We start from the raw sequence: 14,349 nt of genomic DNA on the forward strand, positions 1-14,349 counted from the left end.
GGACTCAGGAGCGGAAGGGTTCCAACAAACCTGGCCCCCAGCTCATCCGACACATCATCGCAGGCTAGCGATAGGGTAAAGAGCAACAGAAGGGGGAGTTCCTGATGGAGTACCCGAACGCGCGGCCAGGTCAGAGCCCAGCGGCCGCCACCACCGATATTGCTGCCCTCCCCGACCCTGCCCTGGCACCTGAGCTGGGGCAGGCCGTGGGCAGGACGGTTATCGCCGAAACGGCCGTGGCGAAGGTCGCGGGCATTGCCGCACGGTCCGTCGCAGGAGTCCATTCCCTGGGGTCCGCCCCGTCGCGAGCGCTGGGCGCCATCCGCGACGCCGTCGGCAGCACCGACCATGCCTCCGGGGTCCGCGCGGAGGTCGGCGAGACCCAGGTGGCCGTGGATATCAATCTGGTGGCATCCTACGGTTCGCCGTTGCACTCCTTGGCGAATCAGGTGCGTGCAGCCGTGTACGGAGCCATCACCGACCTGGTGGGGTTGCAGGTCATCGAGGTCAACATCGAAGTCACGGACGTCTACGTTCCGCCGCCCGCCAAGACCACTACCCCTGATCGGGAGGCCCTGCAATGAATTTCACCTTGGCTGGCATCGCAGTCGGCGCTTTCGTAGCGTTCATGTCTCTTCAATTCGGCCTGTGGGGCTTCCTCATCTCGCTGATCTTCATGGCAATTGGCGCTGTTCTGGGCCGCGCCGCCGAGGGCAAACTTGACCTTCGCGGCGTCCTCGACGCCCTCACCGGCAGGCGCTCGTCCTCATGAGCGTCTCCGTGTCGCCCGATCAGGCCTTCAACGGCCACAACCGCATCAGTACGCAGGCGTTGACCAGCCTCGCCAAAGTAGCTGCGGCCCAAGCCCTGGGCGTTGATGCCCAAGAGGTGCGGGCAGATTGGACGGACGACGACGGCCTCCTGGCTCTCTCGATCCTGGCACCCATCAGCGTCCCGCCGTTGCGCGCTGCCTCGGCTGCGCGCGCCAGTGAACTCAGCAGCGGCTCCATCTGGGACCGCACCGTGCAGGCCAAGGCGCTCATCCTGGAATCAGTCAGCGAACTCAGCGGCGCGAGCTTGAGCAGGGTGGACATCCGGATCAGTGGCGCCAAGATCAGCGAAGGGGAACGCGTTCGATGACCAGCACGATGGACAGCGGGACCGCACGGGACGAACAGCAGGCCCCGCGAGCCGCGGCATCAGCAGGGCCGCTGCTGCGCAGGGTGGTGCGCCGCGAAACGCACTCAAACCGTGCCACGATCGCCATTATGGCGGCAGTCCTTGTCATTTGCCTGGCCGCGTACGGGCTCCTTGAATCGGCAGTACACGCCATCGGCCAACCTCCGTGGTTGATTGATCCGCAGGAAGCGATGGAACGCATCGTTGCGTTGCCCGCAGGTATCTCGCCAGTGCTTCTTGGCGCTATCGGTGCTGTTGTGGCCATGCTTGGCTTGGTCTTTTTCTTCAATGGCGTCCTTCCCGGAAGACGCGCCCGGCATTCCCTGACGTTGGCCAGCAACGCCGCTCCACATCACGCAGTGGTGGTGGATGACGAGGTCATCGCCTCCTCCCTGGCCCGCCGCGCCCGCTTGGCCGCGAACGTTACGCCAGCGCAGGTGATGGTAGTGGTGTCGCAGCGTCACGTCCAGGTGAATCTACGCCCCACCTCCGGCGTTCCGGTGTCGCACGATGCCGTCCAATCTGCAGTCCAGGACGAGCTGAACCAGATGGCGTTGGTACCCAGCCCAGAAGTCCGTATCCACATCACACCGGCGGGAGTGATCGGCGCGTGAACAGTACACCCAGTGCCCTCAATCGGATCCTGATCATTCTCCTGGGTCTGGTGCTTCTGGCCCTCGGCCTGTCGCTCGTCGCCTTGGCTGCAGTTCCCGCGGCCGCAGCCTGGTGGCAGGCCAATACCCCCGGCGTCTGGCAGGGCCTCAACAACGCTTTCAATCAGACCCGTTTCCCGGGCCGCACCGAAAGTTGGCTCTGGATTGTGGCCGCGGTGGTCCTCCTGATCCTGATCGGGCTCATGGTGGCGTGGGTTGCGCAGCAAGGTAAGGGCAGGTCCAGCCTGCTCGCCTCGGCCTACGATCCGGGCGACGTCCCAGGGGATGTGCGCATCGGCGCGGGCGTCGCCGAACAGGCCTTGAAGCACGCACTAGCTGGCCGCCCCGACCTCGCCGGGGCCACCATTTCCACGTACAGCATCAAGGGCACGCCGGCCCTGAAGGTCAAGCTCCTGCCGCGCCAGGGCGTCGCGCCGCATCTACTCGCCGCGGAGGTATCTTCACTCCTTGAAGCGTTGGACTCGGTGGTGGGCAAGGAAACGCCAGTCCTGATCCACATCGGTGCTGGGGCCAGGGCCCGCTTTGCCCGCGCCGAAAGGGTCCGCTGACGCCATACGGGTGGACCCCAGCGTCACCTGCACGCTTCATCCGGTAATTTACCCCGTTGAGGGAGGCAGCTCGGCTGCGCGTTCGGCTTTCAACGCGCAGCCGGCCAGGTCCGTTCCCGCATCGTTACATTTTCTAAATGTAAACGCTTGCATTTTCGTGTGACACTTGGCTACTGTGATGGTTACCACAAGAACTCACCTTAGTAACCGCACATTTCTTGTCACTCAGCGAGGAGCCTCAAGCAGATGAAAACTCCGAAATTCCTACTTCCCGTAGCCACGGTCGGCGTCTTGGCCCTGACCCTTTCCGCATGTGCGGGCGGCGGCGGAACCACTGACAGTGGCGGCGGCGACGCCGCAGCAAACCTCGAGGGCCGCGGGCCCATTACCTACGTCCAGGGTAAGGACAACAGCAACGTTGTCCGCCCCTTGGTGGATAAGTGGAATGCCGCCCACCCGAACGAGAAAGTCACGTTCAAGGAACAGACCGATTCGGCTGACCAGCAGCACGATGACCTGGTGCAGAACTATCAATCAAAGAACGCCAACTATGACGTTGCCAGCGTGGACGTCGTGTGGACGGCCGAGTTCGCGGCCAAGGGTTGGTTGCAGCCGCTCAAGGACACCATGGCAGTTGACACCTCAGCCATGCTCAAGCCCACGGTCGAGGCGGGTTCGTACAAGGGCACCCTCTACGCGGCCCCGGTGTCCTCTGACGGTGGCATCCTCTACTACCGCAAGGACCTGGTTCCCACCCCGCCCAAGACGTGGGACGAAATGATGGGCATGTGTTCCATCGCCAAGACCAACAACATTGACTGCTACTCCGGCCAGTTCAAGCAGTACGAAGGCCTCACGGTCAACGCCTCCGAGGCTATCAACTCCGCTGGTGGGTCAGTGCTGAACTCGGACGGCAAACCCAACCTGAACACGCCAGAGGCTAAGGCTGGCTTGGAGAACCTGGTTGCCGCTTTCAAGGATGGCAACATCCCGGAACAGGCTATTACGTACCAGGAAGAGGAAAGCCGCCGGGCGTTCCAGGACGGCAACCTGCTGTTCCTGCGCAACTGGCCTTACGTGTACAACCTCGCCAGCACTGAAGGATCGTCCAAGGTCAAGGACGTTCTGGGCATGACTGCGCTCCCCGGCAAGGACGGCCCCGGCGCCTCCTCACTGGGCGGCCACAGTGCAGCCATCAGCGTCTACTCCAAAAACAAGGCCACCGCGCTGGATTTTGTGAAGTTCCTGACGGCCGAAGAGCAGCAGAAGTTCTTCGCCACCCAGGGTTCGCTGGCTCCGGTGCTGGGTGCCCTGTATGAGGATCAGGCACTGGTCTCCAAGCTGCCGTACCTGCCGGTCCTGAAGACCTCGATCGAGAACGCTGTCCCACGCCCGGTCACGCCGTTCTACCCGGCCGTCACCAAGGCCATCCAGGAGAATGCCTACGCAGCGCTGAAGGGCGACAAGACCGCCGAGAAGGCGCTGGCTGACATGCAGGCCTCCATCGAATCCGCTGGCGCGGGATCGTAGCCTAACCATGGCAACCGAAGCAGGCCCGGCGTCAGCAACAAAGCTGGCGCCGGGCGGGACCCCTGGCAAGCAGGGCCCCAAAGGCGTGGGGGAAGACAAGAAGAACGCCAGCCAAGGCAGGTGGGCTGCCTGGCTTCTGGCTCCCACCGTGGTGGCACTGGGTATTGTTATCGTCTACCCGATCATCAGTGCCATCGTCATGTCGTTCCAGAAGGACGCAGGGCTGGACCCTGTAACGGGGCTCTTCGCCCCCGGCGGCCCAGCTGGTCTCCAGAACTACGTGAACTGGGTATTGCAGCAGTGTGCCTCGCCGAATGGCGGATCCGTTGCCTGTCCTCCCGGCACCCTGGGTGGCCAGTTCTGGACAGCCACTGGCACCACCTTCTTCTTCACCGTGGTTACAGTGGCACTAGAAACGGTGCTCGGTTTCTGGATGGCCATCATCATGGCCCGTACCTTCAAGGGCCGCAGCCTGATCCGTGCAGCTGTCCTGGTTCCGTGGGCCATCCCCACGGCTGTGACCGCCAAGCTCTGGCTCTTCATCTTCGACTATGAAGGCATCGCCAACAACCTGTTCAATGTCTCCATCCTCTGGACAGGCAGCGAGTGGCCAGCGAAGTGGGCGGTGATTATTGCTGATACGTGGAAGACCACGCCGTTCATGGCGTTGCTCATCCTGGCCGGCCTGCAGATGATCCCGGCGGATGTGTACGAAGCGGCAAAGGTTGACGGCACCACCACCTGGCAGCGTTTCCGGCTGATCACGCTCCCGCTGGTCAAGCCGGCGCTCATGGTTGCTATCCTCTTCCGCACCCTGGACGCCTTGCGCATGTTCGACCTGCCGTACATCCTGACCCAGGGCGCCAACAACACCACAACGTTGTCCATCCTGGTGATCAACCAAATCAGACAAGGGTTCAACGCGGCGGCGGCGCTCTCGACAATTACCTTTGTGATCATCTTCCTGGTGGCGTTCATCTTCGTCAGATTCCTGGGAGCTAACGTGGTGGAGCAAAGCGGCGCTCCCAGTAAGGGGAAGAAGAAATGAGCGCAACCACAGCCACTAGTGCTCTGCGGGCACGCCAAGACGCAGGCCGCAAGGTGGCGCAGAACAGGGAAAAGTGGGCGCAATTCAGGACCTACGTCAGCGCCGCCGTCATCCTGATCTGGTGTCTGGCACCGGCGTACTGGATGGTGGTGACCGCGTTCCGCGACGTGGGCTTCACCTACGACACCACGCCGTGGCCAACGCACGTGACGCTGGACAACTTTGCTACCGCCTTCGATACTTCGTTCGGCAACAGGTTCGGCCAGGCACTGCTGAACAGTATTTTCATCGGTGTGGTGGTTACGGCCGTTTCGCTGCTGATTGGTGTCTTTGCCGCTTACGCACTGGCTCGGCTGAACTTCCGCTTCAAGTTCCTGGTTCTGGGTTTCATCCTGGGCGCTTCGATGTTCCCGGGCGTAGCCCTCATCACCCCGCTGTTCCAGCTGTTCACCAACATCGGCTGGATGGGCACGTACCAAGCGCTGATCATCCCGAGCATCTCGTTCGTGCTGCCCCTGACGGTCTACACGCTGACTTCATTCTTCCGCGAAATGCCGTGGGAGCTTGAAGAAGCTGCCCGCGTGGATGGCTGCACGCAAGGCCAGGCGTTCCGGAAGGTCATTATGCCGTTGGCCACGCCGGCCATCTTCACCACGGCAATCCTGGCCTTCATCTCCTCCTGGAATGAATTCCTGATTGCCAGTCAGCTCTCCAGCGATGCGACGCAGCCGGTCACGGTGGCAATCGCCAGCTTCGCAGGAGCGCAGCCCAACCAGATCCCCTACACGGCCATCATGGCGGCAGGCACCATCGTCACCATTCCGCTGGTGATCCTGGTCTTGGTGTTCCAGCGCAAGATTGTGGCTGGCCTGACGGCAGGCGCCGTGAAGTGACGGAGAACGTCCACCCATCGCGGAAGTCGAGGCCAGCCGGAAACGGCCGTCGGCTGGCTCGCTCCGGCGAGGACTTCGACATCCTCATTGGCATCCTTGGCTTTTGGGCCCTGGTGCTGGTGGTCGTCACCATCTGGGCCGAAGTCACGGACCAGTCGGGGCTCTGGTGGGCCCTTGGCCTGCTGGCAACCGTCCTGGCCCTCGCTGGCTTGGTGCGGATCCGGAAGAAGCTCCCGGAACGCAGATGACGTGGTGGTCCTCGCCGCGGGTTCGTCATGAACCTGCGGCGAGGCTGGCGGTTCAACGCCGTCGTGAAAATATGGGGGCTGGCGCGGGATTTTCGCGCTCAAGGAGGCGGCGAGGTAGACCATGGGACGCGGTACAGAGAGATCCCTCCGCGGTGGCCACAGCGGCATCAGTATTGAAGATGTTGCTGCTGCCGCCGGGGTGTCGACCGCAACCGTCTCCCGCGCAGTGCGGGGGCTGCCGAAAGTTTCCCCGGCTACCAGGGAAAAAATTCTTGGAGTGGCGGCCGATCTCGGCTATGTAGCCTCCTCTTCGGCGTCCGGGCTGGCCACCGGACGGACCAAAACCATTGGCGTGCTTGCACCGTTCGTGAGCCGATGGTTCTTCTCCAAGGCCATTGAGGGGGCCGACCGGGAGTTGCACGCCCGGCAGTACAACCTCTCCCTGTTCAACCTGGGCGGGCACGGTAGCAACCGGGAACGCCTGTTCAGCAAAACCATGGTCTACAAGCAGATCGACGCCCTGCTGGTTCTCTGTATGGCGCTCACGCCGGAGGAACTCGACCATCTGCAGAAGATCGACATTCCGCTGATGGTGGTGGGCGGCCACGTGGAGGAGTGCGCGTATATCGGCATCGATGACTACGCGGCGGCCTCGACGGCGGTCCAGCACCTCATCGACCTGGGGCACCGAGACATCGCTCTGCTCCATGGCGACGACGAAACGGACCTGAACTTCGATGTTCCCCGCGTCCGGATCCTTGCTTTCAAGGACGTGATGGCCGCAGCCCAGTTGGCCGTGCAGGATGAATGGGACGAATGGGGAGACTTCACGCTCCACAGCGGTCAGGCCGCATTCAGACGGCTGTGGAGCCAGCCCGGCCCCAAACCAACGGCCATTTTCTGTGCGTCAGACGAGATGGCCATGGGCGTGGTGTTCGAGGCGCCGTTGCACGGCGTCCGGATTCCAGAGGACCTCTCCGTGGTGGGCATCGACAACCACGAGTTCGCCGCAGCCCTTGGACTCACCACCGTGGGCCAACGCCCGGACGAGCAGGCCGAGCTTGCCACGAAGATGCTGCTCGACGAATTGGATGGCCATCTCGGATCGGTGAAATCCGCCGTCGCCCCGCACGAGCTGATTATCCGCCGCACCACGGCAGCACCACCGGGCCGCCAGCGGCTGAACTAGCGGCTGACTAGCCGGGAACGCTAGGACGCGCGCGCCAACTGCCGGATGGGGACCCACCGCGAGGCGAGCCGCCGATAGGCCGCCGCTGCGCCGGTCATGTCACCTTCGGCAAGGCACTCGATGCCTAACCGGATGTCCAGGGGGGAGTCGTCCGGGTAGACCTTGTCCGCCACGGCGCCGTAGTCCAATTCCACCATCGACTCCGCGTGGAACGTTTCGAGCCACGTCGTGAGCTGGGCCAGGTCGTCCAGCATGTCGAGGTCGGGGGCGGCAAGCGCCAGGTTGGCCACGGCGTATCGCGCCCGGTCCAAGGCGTCGGTGATGGACGCCCACACCCGCACAGTAACAATCCGCCCGTCGGCCTCCACCACGTCCTTGTGGTCAGATTCCATGAACAGCGAGAACCAGCTGAAAGGGATGCCCCAGGTCGCTGCGCGGGTGTGGACCCGCACCGTGCCGTTCTGGGCTTTCGCCCTGTCGATCCGGCCTTGGTGCACATCGCGTTGCGGCTCCGGGATGAGCAGCTGGGCCAGTTGGCCATGCACGCCTTCCATCAACGCATTCGCGGCGAGGCCGGCGCGCAGGACCAGCTGGCTGGGGCAATACAGCAGCGTGGTTGACTCGGGGACCTCTGGCGTCGTGCTGGTGACGCGCACGGTGTCCGTGGCTCCGGTGGGGAAGGGGTCGCCGCCAGGGCGGGTGATCCGTCCCAGCGATGCCATCAGTTCGGCATTTTCGACGGCGGCGCGCGAGGCTACCCGGGCCCCGGCGGCTTTGATGCTGTCCTGCTGGTCCTCGGGGAACGCGCTCAACGGTTCATAGATGCGCAGGGTCGATGAAAACGGCAGCCCGGACTGCCCGCGGTAGAGGTTTCCCGTCATTGTGGCCTGCCTGCGAAGTTCCGGGGTGGTTGCATTAGTCCGCCAGGTCCACCAGGACGGGTGCGTGGTCCGACGCGCCCTTGCCCTTGCGTTCTTCACGGTCGATCGAGGCACCCGTGACGCGTGCTGCCAGGGCCGGGGAGGCCAGCGCAAAGTCGATCCGCATGCCTTCCTTTTTGGGGAAACGCAGCTGGGTGTAGTCCCAGTAGGTGTAGACGCCAGGGCCGGGAGTGTAGGGCCGGACCACGTCGGTGTAGCCGGCGGATTCAAAGGCGTGGAAGGCTTCTCGCTCTGGTGGGCTCACGTGGGTGTAGCCGCCGTTGACGAACAGGTCGATGTCCCAGACGTCCTCGTCCAACGGCGCAATGTTCCAGTCGCCCATCAACGCCACCTGGGCGGCGGGATCGACGGCCACCAGCTCCTGGGCGTGGGTTTTGAGGTTTTCCAGCCACTTGATCTTGTACGGCATGTGCTCGTCGTCGAGGGAGCGCCCGTTGGGAACGTACAGGCTCCAGATCCGGACGCCCCCGCAGGTGGCGGCAATGGCCCGCGCTTCCTGCACAGGGTCCTTGCCTGCTTTTCCAAACGTGGGCTGGTCAGGGAAGGTACGCTCCACATCCGTGAGGCCCACGCGGGAGGCGATCGCCACACCGTTCCATTGGCTCAGGCCGAAATGCGCCACCTCGTAGCCCATCCGCTCGAAAAGCTCCCACGGGAAGTTTTCGTCCTTGCATTTGGTCTCCTGAATGGCCAGGACATCGCAATCGCTGCGCTGCAGCCACGCCTCCACACGGTCGGCGCGGGCACGGAGCGAATTCACATTCCAGGTAGCAATCTTCACACTCCCTAACTTACCGTGGCGATGCGGCGCCGGGTAAAGCGGGGTCCGGCAGGTATATTCGCAACCAAGCCCACCCCGCAAAGCATGACAGCCTGCCGGAAGGATCCCCGTGATGCCCGCACCGATTGATCGCCACGCGCCTGAGCAGGGCGAGTACGACGCCGACTCCGAGGTCGTGGTGGAACGTCGCGGCCAGCTGGGGGTACTGACGCTCAACAGGCCGCGCGCCGTCAACGCACTGAACGCCGGCATGGTGGAGACGCTCCTGGCCACGCTCACCGAGTGGGCCACGGATGACGGCGTGGCAACAGTCCTCATACAAGGCGCCGGTGGGCGCGGGTTATGCGCCGGCGGTGACATCGTGGCGATCTACCGCGACATGCTCGCCGAGGGTGGCCGCACGGAGCAGTTCTGGCGGACGGAGTACCAGCTCAACGCCGTGATCGCCGCCTACCCCAAGCCCTACGTTGCCCTCATGGACGGGTTGGTGCTGGGCGGCGGCGTTGGCGTTTCGGCGCACGGCTCGGTCCGGGTGGTCACCGAGCGGACCAAGCTGGGCATGCCGGAGACCACCATCGGGTTCGTCCCTGACGTAGGTGGCACCCACCTGCTCTCACGTGCTCCCGGAGAGGCGGGCACACACGCTGCACTGACGGCGGCACACGTCGACGCTGGCGACGCCTTGTTCCTTGGCCTGGCCGACCATTTTGTCCCCTCGGCCACACTGCCCGAGCTGGTGGGTGCCTTGGAAACCGAAGCCGCGGCGTCCGCCGTCGCGCGTTTATGTGAACATGCGCCGGATTCGGTTCTTGCCCGTTCCCGGACATGGATCGATTCCTGCTATGCCAGCGACGAGGCAGCAGAAATCGTGCGGAACCTGCGCAGTTATCAGGGTGACCACCAGGAAGCCGCCCACGCCGCAGCCGATTCCATCGAGCAAAAATCGCCCACGGCCGTGAAAGTGACGCTCGCATCGCTCCGAAAAGCCCGGCACCTGCAGCTCGAGGAGGCGCTGGCGCAGGAGTATCGGGTGGGGTTGCGGTGCCTGGCCGCCCCCGATTTTCGTGAGGGCATCAGGGCCCAGGTCATCGACAAGGACCGCTCGCCCCGGTGGACACCAGGTGATCTGGACCTCGTGAGCGCACAACAGGTGACGGACTTTTTTGCCCCCCTTGGCGACCGCGAACTTCAGCTGACGCCGCCAGCAACCAGCCGTTCGACGAACAGCTGACCCGACCATCACAGGAGCCACCATGACGGATTACCAGAACATCCTGTTTGAAGAGCGCGGCCGAGTCGGCTTGGTCACGCTCAACCGACCGACTGCCCTGAATGCCCTCAATAAAGCCACCATGACCGAACTCGTGACTGCGGTGACGGCACTCGATGCTGATCCCGGCATCGGCGCCGTGGTGATCACCGGGTCCGGGAAGGCCTTCGCAGCCGGCGCGGACATCAAGGAAATGGCTGGCCAGAGCTACATGGACATGTACCTGGCCGACTGGTTCCGCGGCTGGGAAGACTTCACCCGGCTGCGGATCCCCACCATCGCCGCCGTGTCAGGCTTCGCCCTGGGCGGCGGCTGCGAGCTGGCCATGATGTGCGATCTGATCATCGCCGGCGACAACGCCAAGTTTGGCCAACCCGAAATTAACCTCGGCGTGATCCCCGGCATGGGCGGCTCGCAGCGCCTCACCCGGGCTGTGGGCAAGGCCAAGGCCATGGACATGATCCTCACCGGGAGGTTCATTGGCGCCGAGGAAGCTGACCGGCTGGGACTGGTGTCCCGGGTAGTGCCAGCCGACGACGTGGTGGCCGAAGCCCTCAAAGCCGCCGACGTCATCGCCGCGAAGTCGCTGCCCGTCGCCATGGCCGCCAAGGAAGCGGTGAACGCCGCCTTCGAGTCTGGCTTGGCACAAGGAGTGGTGTTTGAGCGCAGGCTCTTCCACTCCCTATTCGCCACCGAAGACCAGAAAGAAGGAATGGTGGCGTTCACCGAAAAACGCCACCCCGACTTCAAACACCGGTAAGCGCTGCGCTGCTCCGTTCCCGGTAGTCGCGGAGGTCAGCTTCCATCTCGTCGGCCATCAGCGAATTGTTGATCACGACGGCGGTCCAGGCCGCCGCCGCCGCGGACGCCATCACCTGGGCGGAGAGATTGGTGACGTTTCCCGCTGCCCAGATGCCGGGCACGTCCGTGGCCCCGTCAGCATCGGTGGCCAGGTAGTCGCCCATGCCCATGGGATGCTCAACGGCCGTGAGGCCGAGATCCTCGAAGGCTGCCAGCCGGGCATGGACGCGGGCTCCCACCACCACTGCCTGCACCGGCACGGCGGACTCGGGGCCCAGATCGCTGGCTGCAGACTCCTGCTCACCTTGATGTTGGGAGCGTCCTTCGGCCACCCCACCGACCAGAACTCCCGTCACTGCATCGCGGTCAACGGTAATGCCGGTGACAGGTCCAGCGATCACCCGGACGCCACGGGCCGCAAGCTGCTCCAGTTCCGTCTCTGTAGGCGTCACCCGATCGTTCAGGAACAAGGTGATCTTGCTGCTCCACTGCCGGAACAACAAGCTTTGATGGATGGACCAGGGGCCATTTCCCAGCACGCCGATGGCCTGGTCCTGGACCTCCCAGCCATGGCAGAACGGGCAGTGCAGCACGTCCTTGCCCCAGCGGTCCCGCAGCCCGGGAATCTCCGGCAGTTCGTCCACCAGCCCCGTCGCGATGAGGAGCCGGCGGCCCCTGAGCTGCCGGCCGTCGTCGAGCGTTACCGAAAAGCCTGCCGCCAGGGAACCGGTAGCGCTGACCACCTGGCCCGGGACGATCGCGCCGCCGTAGCGTTCGGCCTCCTCCCGGCCTACCCGCAAGAGTTCGGCCGGGCTGGCACCATCGCGAGACAGGAAGCCGTGGACAGCGTGCGCCGGAGCGTTGCGGGGCTGGCCGCCATCGATCACTGCCACTGAGCGGCGGGTGCGGCCTAGCATCTGCGCGGCGCTGAGGCCAGCCGCTCCGCCGCCCACAATCAGGACATCGTACAAAGGAGAGTTATTTGTCATCTCGTCAGGATCTCTTGAGTCATGTCTTTTTGGCAATCTAATTTGCTGTTATGGCAAACTAGGGGACATGGCAGAAGAACTCGATGACGTCCTGGCAGCAGTAGGCCCACGACTGAAGGCGCTGCGGCTGAGCCGCAACACCACCCTGTCGGCGCTCGCGGACACCACCGGGATTTCGGTGAGTACCCTGTCGCGGCTCGAATCCGGGCAGCGCCGCCCCAACCTGGAGTTGTTACTGCCCTTGGCGAAAGCCCATCAGGTGCCTCTGGATGAGCTGGTGGGTGCGCCGGAAACTGGCGACCCACGCGTTCATCTCCGACCCCTCCACGCCTACGGCATGACCATCATTCCGTTAACCAGGAAACCCGGCGGGATCCAGGCCTACAAGCACATCCTGCCAGCCGGACCGATGACGGCGCCCACCCCGCAAGTCCACGAAGGCTACGAATGGCTGTACGTCCTCAACGGCAAGCTCCGCATGGTCCTGGGTGCCCAGGACCATGTCCTTGACGCCGGCGAGGCGGTGGAATTCGATACCCGGGTGCCGCACTGGTTTGGCCGGGCCAACGGGAAGGCCGTGGAGTTCCTCAGTCTCTTCGGAACTCAAGGCGAGCGGATGCACGTGCGCACCAAGCCTGCCAGCGTTCATTCAGGCGAATGAGATAAAAAAGTACGGAAGGAGTTTCGGCTCGGGACAGCAAACCATGGGGAGCACGGAACATGATGGCACTAGCGGCGGCGATGGGACCAGGGGCAGCCAGCCAGACAGATTCTGGCAGTGCCACGGAGGGCCTGGGTGGGATCGTAGGATTCGCGGCCGGCGCCATTGAAAACCTGGGTGCCTGGGGAGTAGGCGCTTTCACGCTTGCTGAAACCGTCATCCCACCCATCCCCAGCGAAGTCATCCTGCCGCTGGCGGGCTACCTGTCCCGGCAAGGGTCCCTCAACTTTGGCCTGGTCTTCCTGGCGAGCACCCTGGGCGCCTACCTGGGTGCGCTCCTCCTCTACTGGCTCGGTGCCAAGTTGGGCTTGGAGCGGGCCATCCGCTGGTTGTCCAAACTGCCACTGGTGGACGGCGAGGACTTTGAGAAGGCTGCCGGCTGGTTCAACCGACACGGCAAGGCCTCTATTTTCTTTGGCCGCTTGATCCCTGGCGTCCGCAGCCTCATCTCCCTCCCGGCCGGAGCGGCCGCCATGCCGCTGGCCACCTTCAGCCTCTTCACACTGGCCGGGACTGCGTTGTGGAACGGCGCACTGATCGGCCTGGGTTACCTGCTGGGAACCCAGTACGAGCTCATTGAGCAGTACTCCAAATTCCTGAACTATGCCGTTTACGCTGCCATCGCCGTGACCATCGCGTTGCTCATTGTGCGACGGCTCCGGCGCGCCCCAGCCCGCGTGTAGAACTCCGGAGTGGGCCCCACCCGCGGCACGTGCGAGCCCACCGCGGCGGCCGTCCCCGGAGAGCCCACCGTTTCCTACGCGTCCCCGGGGTCCGCTAGGTAATTGACCAGCGCGGCCCTGACAAAAGCCGCACCATTCCCACCGCCATAGTTGGCGGCAAAACGGGGATCTGCCACATACATATCCGCCAGGCCCAGGACGTAGCCCTTGAGGTCGCCGCCGGAGTCTGAGGCAGGTGTGCCGGGAATGGATTCCAGCCATTCAACGTGTTGCCGGGCCAAGGACTGCGCTTCCGGACTGGTGGGATCCACGCCCTCAGCTGCAGCGTGGGCCCAGCCGTCGGTCAAGGCCTGGGACTTCGCCTTCCATTGCTCCCGCTCGCCTGCTCCCATGCCCCGCCACCATGCATCGCTGGTGGCATACGCCTCTTTACCCCAGCGCTCCTGGACCTCCGCCTTGTACTGCGTGTGGTCGAAGCCATCAAACATTTTTTCAGCCATGGGGTTGCCTCCTGATTTCACTGTCTCGATTGTTTCCCGGACGGACGTTACTTGCCGGGCTAGCCGGTCCTGTTCCTGGCCTAGCCATTCCAGGTGCCGGCCCAGCGCGGTGACGGTGTCGGTCTGGTTGCGAAAGACCTCCGCAATGGCCGGCAACCCCAACCCCAGTTCGCGCAGCAAGAGTATCCGCTGCAACTGAAGGAGGGCGCCGCCGTCGTAATAGCGGTAGCCGTTGCTTCCAATCCGACTGGGCTTGAGCAGATCGAGATCGTCGTAGTGGCGAAGGGTCCGGCTGGTAGTGCCGGCCAATCGGGCGATCTCCTGGATGGGCCAGTCGCGGCTCTGTGCGTCCAT

General features: G+C 63.9%; 18 protein-coding genes. 14 read left to right on the forward strand and 4 right to left on the reverse strand.

Annotated features, from left to right (window positions below; translation table 11 throughout):
- Positions 1–104: 104 nt before the first annotated feature.
- From PSET11_RS02105 to PSET11_RS02150, 10 genes are all read left to right on the forward strand, one after another.
- A complete protein-coding gene (locus PSET11_RS02105; RefSeq protein ID WP_124090265.1) occupies positions 105–584 on the forward strand; it encodes an Asp23/Gls24 family envelope stress response protein in 480 nt (159 codons plus the stop codon).
- Positions 581–772 (forward strand): hypothetical protein, encoded by a 192-nt coding sequence (locus PSET11_RS02110; protein WP_124090267.1) that lies wholly within the window; start codon positions 581–583, stop codon positions 770–772. Before PSET11_RS02105 ends, PSET11_RS02110 begins: the two co-directional genes overlap by 4 nt.
- Positions 769–1,140 (forward strand): hypothetical protein, encoded by a 372-nt coding sequence (locus PSET11_RS02115; RefSeq protein WP_124090269.1) that lies wholly within the window; start codon positions 769–771, stop codon positions 1,138–1,140. Before PSET11_RS02110 ends, PSET11_RS02115 begins: the two co-directional genes overlap by 4 nt.
- A complete protein-coding gene (locus PSET11_RS02120; protein ID WP_203415871.1) occupies positions 1,137–1,793 on the forward strand; it encodes a DUF6286 domain-containing protein in 657 nt (218 codons plus the stop codon). Before PSET11_RS02115 ends, PSET11_RS02120 begins: the two co-directional genes overlap by 4 nt.
- Complete coding sequence (locus PSET11_RS02125) at positions 1,790–2,401, forward strand: hypothetical protein (protein WP_124090271.1); 612 nt, start codon at positions 1,790–1,792, stop codon at positions 2,399–2,401. The genes PSET11_RS02120 and PSET11_RS02125 overlap by 4 nt, the downstream gene beginning before the upstream one ends.
- A gap of 246 nt (positions 2,402–2,647) precedes the next feature.
- On the forward strand, positions 2,648–3,931 hold the full coding sequence (locus PSET11_RS02130) for an ABC transporter substrate-binding protein (protein ID WP_124090272.1): 1,284 nt from the start codon (positions 2,648–2,650) through the stop codon (positions 3,929–3,931).
- A gap of 7 nt (positions 3,932–3,938) precedes the next feature.
- Positions 3,939–4,979, forward strand: coding sequence for a carbohydrate ABC transporter permease (locus tag PSET11_RS02135; RefSeq protein WP_124090274.1), 1,041 nt, complete (start codon positions 3,939–3,941; stop codon positions 4,977–4,979).
- A complete protein-coding gene (locus PSET11_RS02140; RefSeq protein ID WP_124090276.1) occupies positions 4,976–5,872 on the forward strand; it encodes a carbohydrate ABC transporter permease in 897 nt (298 codons plus the stop codon). Before PSET11_RS02135 ends, PSET11_RS02140 begins: the two co-directional genes overlap by 4 nt.
- The gene (locus PSET11_RS02145; RefSeq protein WP_124090278.1) at positions 5,869–6,120 is read left to right on the forward strand and encodes a hypothetical protein; all 252 of its coding nucleotides are present in this window, start codon (positions 5,869–5,871) and stop codon (positions 6,118–6,120) included. Before PSET11_RS02140 ends, PSET11_RS02145 begins: the two co-directional genes overlap by 4 nt.
- A gap of 121 nt (positions 6,121–6,241) precedes the next feature.
- Complete coding sequence (locus PSET11_RS02150; RefSeq protein ID WP_124090280.1) at positions 6,242–7,309, forward strand: LacI family DNA-binding transcriptional regulator; 1,068 nt, start codon at positions 6,242–6,244, stop codon at positions 7,307–7,309.
- Positions 7,310–7,329: 20 nt separating this feature from the next.
- On the opposite strand, the gene PSET11_RS02155 is transcribed toward PSET11_RS02150, so the two are convergent.
- On the reverse strand, positions 7,330–8,190 hold the full coding sequence (locus PSET11_RS02155) for a DUF8083 family protein (RefSeq protein ID WP_124090282.1): 861 nt from the start codon (positions 8,188–8,190) through the stop codon (positions 7,330–7,332).
- Between the two features lie 34 nt (positions 8,191–8,224).
- The gene (locus tag PSET11_RS02160; protein ID WP_124090284.1) at positions 8,225–9,031 is read right to left on the reverse strand and encodes an exodeoxyribonuclease III; all 807 of its coding nucleotides are present in this window, start codon (positions 9,029–9,031) and stop codon (positions 8,225–8,227) included.
- A gap of 112 nt (positions 9,032–9,143) precedes the next feature.
- On the opposite strand from PSET11_RS02160, the gene PSET11_RS02165 reads away from it, so the two are divergent.
- Both PSET11_RS02165 and PSET11_RS02170 read left to right on the forward strand, forming a co-directional pair.
- Positions 9,144–10,262, forward strand: coding sequence for an enoyl-CoA hydratase/isomerase family protein (locus tag PSET11_RS02165; protein ID WP_124090286.1), 1,119 nt, complete (start codon positions 9,144–9,146; stop codon positions 10,260–10,262).
- Positions 10,263–10,284: 22 nt separating this feature from the next.
- On the forward strand, positions 10,285–11,061 hold the full coding sequence (locus tag PSET11_RS02170; RefSeq protein WP_124090288.1) for an enoyl-CoA hydratase: 777 nt from the start codon (positions 10,285–10,287) through the stop codon (positions 11,059–11,061).
- Here PSET11_RS02170 and PSET11_RS02175 read toward each other — a convergent pair.
- The gene (locus PSET11_RS02175) at positions 11,048–12,091 is read right to left on the reverse strand and encodes an NAD(P)/FAD-dependent oxidoreductase (protein ID WP_124090290.1); all 1,044 of its coding nucleotides are present in this window, start codon (positions 12,089–12,091) and stop codon (positions 11,048–11,050) included. The two genes, PSET11_RS02170 and PSET11_RS02175, sit on opposite strands and share 14 nt — an antisense overlap.
- A 67-nt stretch (positions 12,092–12,158) precedes the next feature.
- Here PSET11_RS02175 and PSET11_RS02180 point away from each other — a divergent pair, with 67 nt between their 5' ends.
- Both PSET11_RS02180 and PSET11_RS02185 read left to right on the forward strand, forming a co-directional pair.
- Complete coding sequence (locus tag PSET11_RS02180; RefSeq protein ID WP_124090292.1) at positions 12,159–12,752, forward strand: helix-turn-helix domain-containing protein; 594 nt, start codon at positions 12,159–12,161, stop codon at positions 12,750–12,752.
- A gap of 80 nt (positions 12,753–12,832) precedes the next feature.
- Positions 12,833–13,495: a DedA family protein gene (locus PSET11_RS02185; RefSeq protein ID WP_203415883.1), complete on the forward strand. Its 663-nt coding sequence runs from the start codon at positions 12,833–12,835 to the stop codon at positions 13,493–13,495.
- Positions 13,496–13,569: 74 nt separating this feature from the next.
- On the opposite strand, the gene PSET11_RS02190 is transcribed toward PSET11_RS02185, so the two are convergent.
- Positions 13,570–14,349, reverse strand: a complete 780-nt coding sequence (locus PSET11_RS02190; protein WP_124090296.1) for a MerR family transcriptional regulator — start codon at positions 14,347–14,349, stop codon at positions 13,570–13,572.

The sequence above is a fragment of the Arthrobacter ulcerisalmonis genome (assembly GCF_900609065.1).
In the GTDB taxonomy this organism is placed as follows: Bacteria; Actinomycetota; Actinomycetes; order Actinomycetales; family Micrococcaceae; genus Arthrobacter; species Arthrobacter ulcerisalmonis.